Genomic DNA, 13,370 nt, shown 5'->3' with positions numbered 1-13,370 from the left:
AAGCTGGGGCTGCTCAGTTCCAGCTTTTCTGCTTGTTTTAAAGGGGGAGTGCGGAATGATGAATAAAAAGAAAATTATTAACTTATTAGAGACAATTGCTTTATATATGGAGCTAAAGGGTGAAAATCCGTTCAAAATATCGGCTTTTCGGAAGGCAGCACTTGCGTTAGAGCAGGATGAACGTAGCTTTTCAGAAATAGAAGATTTTACAAAAATAAGTGGGATTGGAAAATCAACCGCTGTTATTATTCAGAATTTCATTGAAACAGGTGAATCAGAAGAACTCGATTTGCTTAAAAAGGAAGTACCGGAAGGACTGGTGCCGCTTTTGAAAGCGCCTGGATTAGGTGGGAAGAAATTGTCACGTTTGTATCAAGAGCTGGGCGTTGTAGACAAAGATTCACTACTTGCTAAAGCCGAAGATGGAAGCATTTCGGCACTCAAAGGTTTCGGGCAGAAGTCAGTGGATAAAATGGTGGAAGCGGTTCAAGAAATGGGAGACCGCCCAGACAGGTATCCGCTAAATGATGTACTGCCAGTTGCCAAAGAATTAGAGGGTTATTTAGCTGGGATAAAAGAAATTGAACGTTTTTCGCATGCGGGTAGTTTTAGACGTTTACGTGAAACGGTGAAGGATTTGGACTTTGTGATTGCGACAAGTAATCCTGAAGCGGTTGCTAAACAATTGCTCGCGATTGAGACGATTGATCAAGTCATTGCGGCAGGAGACACGAAAGTTTCTGTTGAGCTGGATGATGGTATTAAGATTTCTGTGGATTTTCGAATGGTTGCGCCGGGTGAATTTGTGAGTACATTACATCATTTTACAGGCTCTAAAAACCATAATATTCGGATGCGTCAGATTGCTAAGCAACAATCGGAGAAGATTAATGAGTACGGTGTCGAAGATGAGGCTGGAAATGTGAAACAGTTCGATTCAGAAGAAGACTTCTTTGCGCATTTTAATATTCCGTTCTTACCTCCAGAAGTAAGACGTGATGGGACAGAGATTGATCGGATTTCAAAGGATACTGCATTTGTTCAGTTGGCAGATATTAAGGGCGATTTGCACATGCATACGACTTGGTCAGATGGTGCATATTCGCTTTCAGAAATGGTAGAGGCTTGTATTGCCAAGGGTTACGAGTACATGGTTATCACGGATCATGGGCAATTTTTGAAGGTAGCCAATGGTTTGACGGAGGAGCGTATCAGGAAACAGCAGGAGGAGATTCGTGCCTTAAACGCGCAATACGCCGAAATTGAGATTTTGTCTGGTATTGAAATGGATATTTTGCCGGACGGATCGCTTGATTTTGATGATAGTTTGTTGCAAGATTTGGATTTTGTGATCGCATCGATTCATTCGAGTTTTTCACAATCGGAAGAAGAAATTATGAAGCGATTGCGGACTGCTTGTGAAAATCCGTATGTGCATTTAATCGCGCACCCAACTGGGCGTGTCATTGGTCGGCGTGATGGGTATAATGTAAATGTCGAGGCATTGATTGAATTGGCGGCTGAGACAGGGACGGCTTTAGAGCTCAACGCGAATCCGCAACGACTGGATTTAACTGCGAAATATTTGGAGCTCGCTAAAGAACGTGATGTGCCAATTGCTATCAATACGGATGCGCACGATACCAAACATTTAGATTTTATGGAAATCGGTGTTCGCGCTGCGACAAAAGGTTGGCTTGCAAAGGAAAATGTGCTGAATACAAGAAGCAAGGCGGATTTCCTAGCATTTATTAAAAATAAACGTTCCGCAAAATAAGAACGTTACATGGGGTTATAAATTATGAGTAAAAAAGTAGAAACAATTTTAGAATTCGATAAAATAAAGCAACAACTGCTCGAATTTGCTTCTTCTGCACTGGGCGAGGAGGCGATTCGAGCGCTACAACCAACACCTGCAATCGATAAGGTGAAGTTAGCACAGCAAGAAACCGAGGAAGGTGCTAAGGTTATTCGATTACGTGGGTCGGCGCCAATATCAGGGATTTATGATGTATCGGCTCATATGAAACGACTAGAAATCGGTGGGGATTTGAGCGGTTTAGAGCTTTACCAAACGGGAAGTAATTTGCGCGTAAGTCGCTTGATGAAGCATTTTATTGATGATTTAATCGAACAAGGCGTGGAATTGCCATTACTTGATGATTTGGCAAGCAAGCTTGTACCAATGCGAGATACAGAGGAAACGATTGCGCTTACAGTGGATGAGGCTGGCGAAATTTTAGACACAGCGAGCGAGGCTTTACGCAATATTCGTCAGACGCTACGCCGCACAGAAGGTCGCGTTCGGGAACGTTTAGAACAATATTTACGCGACAAAAATGCTTCCAAAATGCTAAGTGATACGGTTATCACGATTCGTAATGATCGCTATGTTTTGCCAGTGCGTCATGAGTACAAAGGGCATTATGGTGGGATTGTGCATGATCAATCCGCCTCGGGCCAAACATTGTTTATTGAACCGCAAAGTGTTGTGGACATGAATAATGAACGTCGCACATTGCAAGCGAAAGAAAAACAAGAAATTGAGCGGATTTTGGCGGAAGTTTCAGCGGCATTGGCCGAATTTATAGAAGAGATTAGACAAAATACGTATGTGCTCGGCAGATTTGATTTCATTTTTGCGAAAGCGAGATTTGGGAAGTCAATGAAAGGTGTGACACCGCGTATTAATCAAGATGGTATTGTTCGCTTGTTCCGCGCGCGTCATCCGTTGCTTGATCCAGCGACTGTTGTTAGTAATGATATTCTACTTGGCGGAGATTACCGGACGATGCTTATCACGGGTCCAAATACCGGGGGGAAAACAATTACCTTGAAAACGCTTGGTTTGCTCACTTTGATGGCACAGGCTGGTTTGCAAGTTCCTGCCGAAGAGGAGTCTGAAATCGCTGTGTTCTCGCAAGTTTTTGCTGATATTGGGGATGAGCAGTCGATTGAGCAGAGTTTGAGTACATTTTCTTCGCATATGACAAATATTGTCTCTATTTTAGATAAGATGGACGCAGATTCTTTGATTCTATTTGATGAGCTGGGGGCTGGTACTGATCCGCAAGAAGGTGCGGCGCTTGCCATTGCGATTCTGGATGCAGTTGCGGCTAAAAATGCGAGCGTCGTTGCGACAACCCATTATCCTGAACTAAAAGCGTATGGCTATAATCGTCCTTTTGCGACGAATGCCTCTGTTGAATTCGATGTAGAGTCATTAAGTCCAACGTATAAATTATTAATCGGCGTTCCTGGTCGAAGCAATGCCTTTGCGATTTCGCGTCGTTTAGGTCTAAATGAAACCGTAATTGACGCTGCCAGAGGGCTTGTCGATACAGAAAGCGCAGATTTAAACGATATGATTTCTAGCTTGGAAGAAAAACGAAAAGCGGCAGAATTAGAGTACGAAGAAGCGTATCAGCTAAGTCGTGACGGCGATAAACTGCTAAAAGAACTCCAAAAAGAAATTATCGCGTACCATAATCAAAAAGACAAACTCATGGAAAAAGCTAATGAAAAAGCGGCAGAAGTCATTGAAAAAGCAGAAACTGAAGCAGAAGTCATCATCCAAGAACTGCGTCAAATGCAATTACAAGGCGCAGCCGGTCTCAAAGAACATGAACTCATCGAAATGAAGAGCCGCCTAAACCAAGTAAAACCAAAAACTATCCAGAAAAAAGTGATTCACGATGTTCCCAAAGTGGTGCATAAGTTTGCTAAAGGAGACCAAGTACGCATTTTGTCATTAGGTCAAAAAGGTGTGTTACTTGATCGCGTAAACAGCAAAGAATGGAATGCGCAAATCGGTATTATCAAAACGAAAGTCAAAGAAGCCGACCTCGAATATCTCAAACCAGAACAACCGAAGAAACTGCGTCATGTGACAACAGTGAAAAGCGATAATTCTATCACCAAAACAGAGCTTGACTTACGCGGTGTTCGCTATGAAGATGCCCTGCAACAAGTTGATAAATACATCGATGAGGCATTACTTGCTGGGTATCACCAAGTCAGCATTATACACGGAAAAGGAACCGGTGCGCTACGTCAAGGTGTTACGGAATTCTTGAAAAACCACCGCATGGTTAAATCGATTCGTTTTGGTGCCGCAGCAGAAGGCGGGAACGGTGTTACTATCGCGGAATTGAAGTGATTTTTGAGCAGATTATTGGCTCCACATGAGGGCGCAGTGCTATACTAGCGTTACAATATGTGTGAGGAGGTAAGAAAAATGGCTATTGAAGAAATTACAGATGCTACGTTTGAGCAAGAAACAAACGAAGGTCTTGTGCTTACAGATTTCTGGGCGACTTGGTGTGGTCCTTGCCGCATGGTTGCTCCAGTTTTAGAAGAAATTGCCGCAGAACAAGGTGATAAATTAAAAATCGTTAAAATGGATGTTGATGCAAATCAAGAAACACCAGGTAAATTTGGTGTGATGAGTATCCCGACATTGCTTATCAAGAAAGATGGCGAAGTTGTTGATACGGTGATTGGCTATCGTCCAAAAGAAGAATTGGATGAAGTTTTAGCGAAATATTTATAAGTTAGTTGACGGCTAGAAAAAGATTTGGAAGCGGGATTAAATCTACGTTTTCACACTTCTTTTTCTAGCTTTTTTGTTGATTTATGCTACACTTATAAAGGAAGTAAAGCCTGTATTTGGAGTGATAAATAATGACGACCGAACACATTCGCAATAAATTAGCCCTATTACCCGACCAACCCGGGTGTTACTTAATGAAAGACCAGCAGGGCACAATTATTTATGTCGGAAAAGCCAAAATATTGAAAAACCGCGTGCGCTCTTATTTTACAGGTTCGCACGATGGCAAAACCCAACGACTCGTACAAGAAATTCGCGATTTTGAATACATCGTAACATCCTCTAACGTTGAGGCGCTGTTACTCGAAATAAATCTAATCAAAAAACACGATCCACGCTACAACATCATGCTTAAAGACGACAAAACCTATCCGTTCATCAAAATTACCAATGAACGCCATCCTCGTCTTATCATTACCCGCCAAGTTAAGCGTGACAAAGGAAAGTACTTCGGCCCATACCCAAACGTGTACGCCGCCAATGAAACAAAGAAAATCCTCGACCGGCTTTATCCACTGCGCAAATGCACCACACTGCCAAACAAAGTCTGTCTATACTACCATCTTGGCCAGTGCCTAGCCCCGTGCGTCTTTAAAGTCGAAGCCGACACATACAAAAAAATGACGGACGAAATTGTCCAATTCCTAAACGGTGGCTATAAAGAAGTCAAACAAGATTTGCAAGCAAAAATGCAAGTTGCTGCTGAAGACATGCAATTCGAAAAAGCTGCGGAATTCCGCGATCAAATCACAGCAATCGAAACAACGATGGAAAAACAAAAAATGACGATGAACGATTTTGTAGACCGCGACGTTTTTGGCTATGCCATTGACAAAGGCTGGATGTGCGTCCAAGTCTTTTTCATTCGCCAGGGCAAGCTCATCGAACGCGATGTCTCACAATTTCCATTTTACAGCGATGCCGACGAAGACTTCCTAACATTTATCGGCCAATTTTATCAAAAAACGAATCATATTCCGCCAAAAGAAATTTTTCTACCGGATGATGTAGACGAAGAGGCGATTCAAGCATTGCTTCCAGACACGAAAATTATTGTGCCAAAGCGTGGCAATAAGAAAGATCTCGTGAAACTGGCTTACAAAAACGCCAAAATCGCATTAAACGAGAAATTCCTGCTGCTCGAACGCAATGAAGAGCGAACAGTCGGAGCAACCGAGAAACTGGGCGAAGCAATGGGAATTCCGACGCCAAACCGCATCGAGGCCTTCGATAACTCGAACATTCATGGAACCGATCCAGTATCGGCAATGATTACTTTCCTCGACGGCCGCCCAAGCAAAAACGACTACCGAAAATACAAAATCAAAACCGTCGTTGGACCTGATGATTACGCGACAATGCGCGAAGTTGTGCGTCGCAGATACTGGCGTGTCCTAAAAGAAGGCTTGCCACTTCCAGATTTAATTTTGATTGATGGGGGAAAAGGACAAATCGATAGCGCGAAAGATGTTTTAGTAAACGAACTCGGCTTAGACATTCCAGTCGCAGGGCTCGCCAAAGACAACAAACATAAAACAAGCCAATTACTATTCGGTGACCCACTCGCAGTCGTGCCGCTACACCGCAACAGCCAAGAATTCTACCTATTACAGCGAATCCAAGACGAAGTCCACCGTTTTGCCATCACATTCCACCGTCAACTTCGTAGCAAAACCGGATTCCAATCGTTACTTGACGGCATTCCAGGCGTTGGCCCAGGCCGCAAGAAAGCCATTTTAAAACACTTTGGGTCCATGAAAAAAATAAAAACGGCAACCGTCGCTGAAATCCAAGAAGCAGGCGTACCAATCGCCGTCGCTGAAGCAGTACACGAGAAGTTCGCAAAACTAAACGAAGAGAAACCGAAATAGGAGGGGTATTTTTGGGAAGAGTAGTATTAAAATTCGGCGGAACCTCAGTAGGCACCATCGAAAAAATCAAAAAAACCGCAGATCAAGCAATCCGCGAATTTAAAAAAGGGAACCAAGTCGTTGTCGTCGTGTCCGCGATGGGCAAATCAACCGACCGCCTCGTTGACATGGCATTAGAAATCAGCGACAACCCGAGCAAGCGCGAAATGGACATGCTCCTATCTACCGGAGAACAAGTGACCATTTCCTTACTTAGCATGGCGCTTCACGAACAGAACTACGAAGCTGTTTCCTACACGGGCTGGCAAGCAGGCATCACCACCGAGCCAATCGCAAGTAACGCCCGAATCCTCGACATTGATACCGAAACCATCCAAGACGCACTTACCCAAGGCAAAATTGTCATCGTCGCAGGATTCCAAGGCATCAGCGCCGACCGTGAAATCACAACACTAGGTCGAGGCGGATCCGACACAACAGCCGTCGCACTTGCCGCAGCACTAGAAGCAGACAAATGTAGCATCTGCACCGATGTCGTAGGCGTTTTCACAACCGATCCGCGCTACATCAAGAATGCTCGCAAACTAAACCAAGTTACCTACGACGAAATGCTCGAACTAGCCAATCTTGGCGCCGGTGTCCTGCATCCAAGAGCCGTCGAGTATGCGAAGAACTACCGCATCCCACTCGAAGTTCGCGCCAGCCACGAAGACGAAGCAGGAACCATGATTGAGGAGGAAATGACCATGGAAAACACGAAAGTCGTGCGAGGAATCGCATTCGAAGATAAAATCACCCGCGTAACCATTCACTGGGACAAAAAAGAAAACATGCGCGTCTCCAAAGTATTCACAACATTAGCTGAACACAACATCGACGTCGACATCATTATCCAAGGCATCACAGGACTAGGCCACGGCAATCTGTCCTTCACCATTAAAACAAAAGCGCTACTAGAAACATTGGCAGTACTAGAAGAACACCAAGAAACACTCCAATACGCAAAACTCGAATCTGAGCAGAATCTAGCCAAAGTATCTATCGTTGGTTCTGGCATGGTTTCGAATCCAGGCGTCGCAGCCCATATGTTTGAAGCGTTGACAGACAATGACATCGCAATTAAAATGATAAGCACATCAGAAATTAAAGTATCAACCGTAGTAGATGAAAAGAAAATGATCCGCGCAGCCCAAGTGTTGCACGATACATTTGAGTTGGAGGATTGAGAAGAGGAGTTAGGCGGAGTTCACTTTGCCTAGCTTTTTTGTGTTCTGTAATGAAAAATTAGGGCTTTTAAAGGAGGTAGCAAAATGAACCGTGATTTAATGGAAGAGTATAAAAAGATTTTAGAGGATGACATTCAAATATTGGACTATGAAGACTTAAGATATTCCATTTTTGAAGGGCCAGAAAACAACAGACAAGAATATCAAATTAGAATCGAAAAAATTGGAGAAACATTTGAAGTTTATATGACTGCTGATAGAGCTGGGGTAATGGGGAAATACAAGTTTAAAGATATTTTTGATGCATTCCATCAATTTCTAAGCATAATGCAGGATACTATCCTTTCAAATAGGAAAAGGGTGAGGGATGGAGATCCTCCTGAGTATCCCTGCCAGTTATGGGATAAGTAGAAATACTATATTGAGGGGCATACACTTCTGTATTCACCAAAACATGAGGAAAATAAAAAGCGAATACTACAGTGCTAGCTAGTCGCTTTTTATTATGGGTCGATTTTAATAAAGTTAAATCCTGCCCCAAATCTGCCCCAAATTTCAGTTCCTAATTGATTTCAAAAAAGTAAAATAAAAAAACTCGCTGTTTCCAACGAGTTTACTAACGTCCTGAGAGGGATTCGAACCCCCGACCGACGGCTTAGAAGGCCGTTGCTCTATCCAGCTGAGCTATCAGGACACGCTATACAATTTTCACAGCCAAGTATCATTTTATGTTTTATTTGCCGATTTGTCAATGCTTTTAGGCGATATTTTCGAAAAATATTCATGTTGTTGTAAGTTTATCCAATTTTGGCGCCACTAATCACCGAAACCCGCCGGAAAAACTAATTGTTCTTCACTAGCGGGAATGTTTGTGTTAGGTCGGTTAGTTCTTTGTCATCAATCGTCATGAAGCGTACTTTAACGCCGTCATCGGTTGCATCAATTAATGCATATGTTTTCTCGTGGATGCGTCCTCTTGGAAGGGATATGCTGCCTGGATTCAAAATAATCGTATTATCCAGCATATCAACGCCTAATTCATGCGAATGACCAAAGAAAACAAAGTCGGCATTTAATTCGCGCGCGCGGTAACGCAAATTCATCAATGTCATTTTGATATTATACAAATGTCCGTGTGTGGTAAAAACGCGGTAGCCATCGACTTCGCCAACCCAATCATTCGGGAAGTCAGAGCCAAAGTCGCAGTTCCCACGAACCGTATGAAAACCTTGAATAGCAGGATCATCTTTCTCTAGTTCGGAATCGCCGCAATGAATCATCGCATCAACTTCGCCTTCGTATTTCTCTTTCAAATGGATGAGACAGTCGCGTTCATGGTGACTGTCGCTAACTACTAGTAATTTCAAATTATTCTCCCCCATCTTTCATTACTGTTCCATTATACAATCTTTTCTATCAATTGGTCTATATTTTTTGCAACTTTTTCTAAAGCTTTTGCGCGGTGGCTGATTTTATTCTTCTCTTCTGGCGGGATTTCTGCCATGGATTTGTCAAACGATGCCAAGTAAAAGAGGGGATCGTAGCCAAAACCGTTCTCGCCTTGTGGTGCTGTTAAAATCGAACCTTCGCATTCGCCTGTGAAAAATTGTGTTTCTTTGCCAGGGAAGGCAACGGCTAGTGTGCAGTGGAAGCGGGCTTGTCGTGCGCTCGCAGGAACGTCTGTAAGCTCTTTTAGAAGCTTTTCGTTGTTGTCTGCATCATTATGTTGATTTCCGGCATAACGCGCAGAGTATACGCCTGGTGCGCCATTTAACGCATCAACAATCAAGCCGGAGTCATCGCCAATCACGACTTGGTTTATTTTTTGTGCTACGGTTTCTGCTTTTAATGCCGCGTTTTCCGCAAAAGTCGTGCCAGTTTCTTCAATTTCGCCAATCTCCGGAAAATCAGCTAATGTCAAAATTTCAATGCCGTGTGCGCCGAATAGCTTTTCGAATTCTTTTGCTTTGCCTGGGTTGTTCGTTGCAATTACTAGTTTCTTCATGCTTGGCCTCCAATTAATTGGCTCGTTTCTGCGCCTAGTATTTCTTTTTGGAAGGTAATCAGTTCAGCGATTCCCTTTTTGCCGAGCGTCAGGAGTTCGCTTAGTTCGCTTTCGGAGAATGTCGCTTCTTCGCCTGTACCTTGAAGTTCGACGAAACGGCCCGCGCCAGTCATGACAAGATTCATATCAACAGCCGCGGCACAATCTTCTACATAATTTAAATCAAGAACTGCCGTACCATCTTCTAAAACGCCGACACTTGTAGCTGCCAGAAAGTCATTGACAGGGAATTTTGCAAAAGGTGTAGCCGCGTGAAGTTTCTCAATCGCAAGTACCATCGCCACAAAAGCTCCTGTAATGGATGCTGTTCGTGTTCCGCCGTCTGCTTGAATCACATCGCAATCCAGCCAAATCGTGCGTTCACCAAGTGCATCTAGATCCACAACTGCTCGCAATGCACGACCGATAAGGCGTTGGATTTCCATCGTCCGACCTGTCACTTTTCCTTTGGAAGATTCGCGAATATTTCGGCGTTCTGTCGCACGAGGTAGCATCGCATATTCTGCGGAAACCCAGCCACGTCCTTCACCGCGCATAAATGGTGGGACACGATCTTCTACAGATGCAGAACAAATCACTTTCGTATCGCCAACTGTAATCAAAATCGAGCCTTCCGGATGTTTAATGTAACCTGGAATCATCTCTACTTGTCGCAAAACGTCTTTTTCTCTGCCGTCGAATCTCATTGGTACACTCCCTTTTCATTTCCTAATTTGATATGTTCAACGTGCATGTCAGGTATATCAAGCCAGTCTTGCGCAATATCTTGGAAAATGGACACAGAACCCGTTGTAAAAAAACGATGTTGTACGCCATTATCGTCTCGGTCTAATAAATCGTGATAATCCAGCAACGCGCTAACTTCACTAGCCGTCTCCTCGCCAGAATTAATCACCGCAACATCTGAACCCATAAAATTCTCGATCAATGTTTTAAGTAGGGGATAATGCGTGCAGCCTAAAATAATCGTGTCAATCTTCGTACTTTTTAGCGGTAGTAAAGACTCGGCGACAATTTTTTTGGCTATCGCGCTTTTATATTCGCCACTTTCTACAACCGATACGAACTTCGGACATGCCAGTGAATCGACTTCGACACGACGATTTAGTCCTTTTAATGCTTTAGGATACGCCATGCTTTGAACGGTTCCAATTGTGCCCAAGACACCAACCCGATTGTTGCGCGTTGCTTTTAAAGCCGCTCTGGAACCTGGTTGAATAACACCGATAACTGGTATATCTAATGTCGCACGAATATCTGCAAGCGCCGCCGCTGTAGCCGTATTACACGCAATAACTAACATCTTAATGTTTCGTTCAACTAGAAAATTCGTCATTTCCCAAGTAAACTGATTCACTTCGTCACGATCGCGCGGTCCATATGGGCAACGTGCGGTATCACCAAGATAATATATTTGTTCATGAGGGAGCTGTTTTAGGACTTCTTTAACCACTGTCAGCCCACCAACGCCCGAATCAATAAAACCAATTGCTCTTTTCACACGTTTCGCCTCAATTTCTTCATTTTAGAATAAGTATACTATAGATATTTTAATTATACTCTTCATTTTCTTATTTTTTAACGGTTTTCGCAAGCTTTTTGATGGATTTACTGCTTTTTTTAGAAATTTTGACGTTGTTAGTTCTATTTTTGCGAATTTCTGGGTATAATAGGTGGAGTAGAAAGCGGGGTATTTATAAATGGCAGAAAATGAAGAAATTGTAAATGAAAAAATGATACCGGTTTTTGGTTACGAATTAATTCGCGACACGTTAGTACCAAACATACTTGGTGAAGAAACGCCACACATCCTATACTGGGCGGGAAAAGAACTGGCTCGAAAATATCGTTTGGAAACAATGGAGGACATCGTAGACTTCTTTAAACGCGCATCATTCGGCGATTTAACAGTTGTTGGCGAGAAGAAAGACGAGTTGCAATTACTTTTAAGCGGAGAGATTGTAACATCGCGATTAACAAACGACAGCGAAGCGACCTTTAAACTAGAAGCAGGCTTTGTCGCAGAACAAATTCAATACCAACGAAAGCTCTACACGGAAAGTTACGAAGAAGTAGATAAACGCAAAAAAACAGTACGCATTATCGTCAAATGGGATCGCAAAGAAGCCGTCTCCGATGACGATATTATCAGCTAAATAATCACGATTGTAGCGGCTATTCTTCACAGAGTACCGCTATTTTTCATAAAACAGGAGTGAAAAAAATGAGTCACCATAAAAAAATCGCCAAAACCAACGCTAGTCGAATTTTAGACCAGCAAAAAATCAATTATGAACTCCGCCAAATCCCAATTCATGAAGAACATATGGATGCATCTGAAATCGCCGACATGTTGCACGTTCCACCAGAGAAATTGTATAAAACACTCGTCACAGAAGGCGATAAAACAGGCATTGTCGTCGCATGTATCCCCGCGAATAAAGAACTTGATTTAAAATTGCTTGCTAAAGTCAGCGGGAATAAAAAAGTAGAGATGTTACCAATGAAAGACCTAGAAAAAGTGACAGGCTACATTCGCGGCGGTTGTTCACCAATTGGAATAAAGAAACACTTCCCAACCTTTATTGCCGATGATGCAAAAAATCAAGAACAATTACTTATTTCGGCGGGGAAAAGAGGACTTCAATTAGCAATTGCACCAATGGATTTAGTACAAGTTACGAGTGCAAATTTAGAAGATATCTACAATACCAGAGTCTGATTGCTCAGACTCTGACGGCTGTTATTTTCTAAAACACCAGTTTGTGTAGAGAATACTATGTCTATCTAGTGGCGTATTCCTTTATTAGTAAAAGTGCATAAAAAAACAGCTCATTAATTAAAATGAGCTGTTTTCATAAGAAGGAGGAAGAGGGATTCGAACCCCCGCGCGGTCTTACCCGCCTGTCGGTTTTCAAGACCGATCCCTTCAGCCAGACTTGGGTATTCCTCCGAAACACAAGATTTATTGTATCATGGATTTATTCATTTGCCAACCCTAAATTATAAATTTTTTTGAATAAAAATAAATGGTGAGGATTTGCTCCGAAAGTTATATTGCATTGTGCTTGAAAGACCCTTAAAATAAAATGTAAGTCATATAACTTATGAGGGTGGGGACTATGCGCGATGAATTAATATCCAACGAAATAATTAGGCTTTTTGCGAAGGAGATATTTCGCTTTGCAGACTTCTGGTTCGACCATTATTATACACAAGGAAGTAACGCTAGTATTTTGAAAGCTCACCCAGAATATGTGAATAATTATCGATCGAGAATTGTTATGACAGTAACGAACGGATTGCATGCGGTAAGTGGTGGCAGTTATTCGCAATTGGATTACTACAACCTAGGTAAAGCGGAGGCCCAAAATGGCTTTTCAGAAGCCGAGGCACTAGAGAATCGCGAATCATTTGAGACAGCTATGGAAGCTTTTTTGATAAAACGGAAGGCAGAAGGGGACTTGAAGGCGAGTAACCAAGAAATAGCCTACTATTTAGAAGAACTAAAGGCATTTCACGATCAAATTATGCCGTTTATTTTACAAGGCTATAAAAATGCATAATAAAAAAACGAGGCGTCGGAGTTTAATTCC

At 42.6% G+C, this 13,370-nt stretch carries 13 protein-coding genes and 2 tRNA genes; 9 read left to right on the top strand and 6 right to left on the bottom strand.

The features are described from left to right. Positions 1-55 precede the first annotated feature (55 nt). The 6 genes from polX (at position 56) to EP57_RS07490 (ending at position 8,120) form a co-directional block, all read left to right on the top strand. Positions 56-1,777 carry a DNA polymerase/3'-5' exonuclease PolX gene (gene polX, locus EP57_RS07515; protein ID WP_036085581.1) on the top strand — a complete coding sequence of 574 codons (1,722 nt, stop codon included), beginning with the start codon at positions 56-58 and terminating at the stop codon, positions 1,775-1,777. A gap of 24 nt (positions 1,778-1,801) precedes the next feature. After that, positions 1,802-4,159 (top strand): endonuclease MutS2, encoded by a 2,358-nt coding sequence (locus tag EP57_RS07510; protein ID WP_036085580.1) that lies wholly within the window; start codon positions 1,802-1,804, stop codon positions 4,157-4,159. A gap of 78 nt (positions 4,160-4,237) precedes the next feature. Next, the gene (gene trxA / locus EP57_RS07505; protein WP_036085579.1) at positions 4,238-4,552 is read left to right on the top strand and encodes a thioredoxin; all 315 of its coding nucleotides are present in this window, start codon (positions 4,238-4,240) and stop codon (positions 4,550-4,552) included. A gap of 131 nt (positions 4,553-4,683) precedes the next feature. Beyond that, on the top strand, positions 4,684-6,483 hold the full coding sequence (gene uvrC, locus EP57_RS07500; RefSeq protein WP_036085578.1) for an excinuclease ABC subunit UvrC: 1,800 nt from the start codon (positions 4,684-4,686) through the stop codon (positions 6,481-6,483). An 11-nt stretch (positions 6,484-6,494) separates the two neighbouring features. Continuing rightward, the gene (locus EP57_RS07495) at positions 6,495-7,709 is read left to right on the top strand and encodes an aspartate kinase (RefSeq protein WP_036085577.1); all 1,215 of its coding nucleotides are present in this window, start codon (positions 6,495-6,497) and stop codon (positions 7,707-7,709) included. An 84-nt stretch (positions 7,710-7,793) separates the two neighbouring features. Beyond that, positions 7,794-8,120 (top strand): Imm59 family immunity protein, encoded by a 327-nt coding sequence (locus EP57_RS07490; RefSeq protein ID WP_036085575.1) that lies wholly within the window; start codon positions 7,794-7,796, stop codon positions 8,118-8,120. Positions 8,121-8,329: 209 nt separating this feature from the next. Here EP57_RS07490 and EP57_RS07485 read toward each other — a convergent pair. The 5 genes from EP57_RS07485 to racE all read right to left on the bottom strand — a co-directional run bounded on the left by EP57_RS07485 (position 8,330) and on the right by racE (position 11,275). Beyond that, positions 8,330-8,403, bottom strand: a tRNA-Arg gene (locus EP57_RS07485). Between the two features lie 148 nt (positions 8,404-8,551). Continuing rightward, on the bottom strand, positions 8,552-9,076 hold the full coding sequence (locus EP57_RS07480) for a metallophosphoesterase (protein ID WP_036085572.1): 525 nt from the start codon (positions 9,074-9,076) through the stop codon (positions 8,552-8,554). 32 nt (positions 9,077-9,108) lie between these two features. Beyond that, on the bottom strand, positions 9,109-9,714 hold the full coding sequence (locus tag EP57_RS07475; RefSeq protein ID WP_036085571.1) for an XTP/dITP diphosphatase: 606 nt from the start codon (positions 9,712-9,714) through the stop codon (positions 9,109-9,111). Continuing rightward, a complete protein-coding gene (rph, locus tag EP57_RS07470) occupies positions 9,711-10,460 on the bottom strand; it encodes a ribonuclease PH (RefSeq protein WP_036085570.1) in 750 nt (249 codons plus the stop codon). The genes EP57_RS07475 and rph overlap by 4 nt, the downstream gene beginning before the upstream one ends. Continuing rightward, positions 10,457-11,275: a glutamate racemase gene (gene racE, locus EP57_RS07465; protein ID WP_036085569.1), complete on the bottom strand. Its 819-nt coding sequence runs from the start codon at positions 11,273-11,275 to the stop codon at positions 10,457-10,459. The genes rph and racE overlap by 4 nt, the downstream gene beginning before the upstream one ends. Before the next feature lie 199 nt (positions 11,276-11,474). On the opposite strand from racE, the gene EP57_RS07460 reads away from it, so the two are divergent. After that, a complete protein-coding gene (locus EP57_RS07460) occupies positions 11,475-11,930 on the top strand; it encodes a YslB family protein (protein WP_036085568.1) in 456 nt (151 codons plus the stop codon). A gap of 68 nt (positions 11,931-11,998) precedes the next feature. Further along, positions 11,999-12,496, top strand: coding sequence for a Cys-tRNA(Pro) deacylase (gene ybaK / locus EP57_RS07455; RefSeq protein ID WP_036085567.1), 498 nt, complete (start codon positions 11,999-12,001; stop codon positions 12,494-12,496). 141 nt (positions 12,497-12,637) lie between these two features. On the opposite strand, the gene EP57_RS07450 is transcribed toward ybaK, so the two are convergent. Continuing rightward, positions 12,638-12,727: transfer RNA gene (locus EP57_RS07450), tRNA-Ser, on the bottom strand. A 169-nt stretch (positions 12,728-12,896) separates the two neighbouring features. On the opposite strand from EP57_RS07450, the gene EP57_RS07445 reads away from it, so the two are divergent. After that, a complete protein-coding gene (locus tag EP57_RS07445; RefSeq protein ID WP_036085566.1) occupies positions 12,897-13,340 on the top strand; it encodes a hypothetical protein in 444 nt (147 codons plus the stop codon). The last annotated feature ends 30 nt before the right edge of the window (positions 13,341-13,370 follow it).

It is taken from the genome of Listeria booriae (assembly GCF_000766865.1).
Lineage (GTDB): Bacteria > Bacillota > Bacilli > Lactobacillales > Listeriaceae > Listeria_A > Listeria_A booriae.
The sequence above is the reverse complement of the archived record's forward strand: the minus strand, read 5'-3'. Positions and strand labels throughout refer to the sequence as shown.

What these genes read in the sequence shown, in the direction of transcription:
- polX (WP_036085581.1), top strand. Translation starts at nt 56, where the DNA reads ATGATGAATAAAAAGAAAATTATTAACTTATTAGAGACAATTGCTTTA.
- EP57_RS07510 (WP_036085580.1), top strand. Translation starts at nt 1,802, where the DNA reads ATGAGTAAAAAAGTAGAAACAATTTTAGAATTCGATAAAATAAAGCAA.
- trxA (WP_036085579.1), top strand. Translation starts at nt 4,238, where the DNA reads ATGGCTATTGAAGAAATTACAGATGCTACGTTTGAGCAAGAAACAAAC.
- uvrC (WP_036085578.1), top strand. Translation starts at nt 4,684, where the DNA reads ATGACGACCGAACACATTCGCAATAAATTAGCCCTATTACCCGACCAA.
- EP57_RS07490 (WP_036085575.1), top strand. Translation starts at nt 7,794, where the DNA reads ATGAACCGTGATTTAATGGAAGAGTATAAAAAGATTTTAGAGGATGAC.
- EP57_RS07475 (WP_036085571.1), bottom strand. Translation starts at nt 9,714, where the DNA reads ATGAAGAAACTAGTAATTGCAACGAACAACCCAGGCAAAGCAAAAGAA.
- rph (WP_036085570.1), bottom strand. Translation starts at nt 10,460, where the DNA reads ATGAGATTCGACGGCAGAGAAAAAGACGTTTTGCGACAAGTAGAGATG.
- EP57_RS07460 (WP_036085568.1), top strand. Translation starts at nt 11,475, where the DNA reads ATGGCAGAAAATGAAGAAATTGTAAATGAAAAAATGATACCGGTTTTT.
- ybaK (WP_036085567.1), top strand. Translation starts at nt 11,999, where the DNA reads ATGAGTCACCATAAAAAAATCGCCAAAACCAACGCTAGTCGAATTTTA.
- EP57_RS07445 (WP_036085566.1), top strand. Translation starts at nt 12,897, where the DNA reads ATGCGCGATGAATTAATATCCAACGAAATAATTAGGCTTTTTGCGAAG.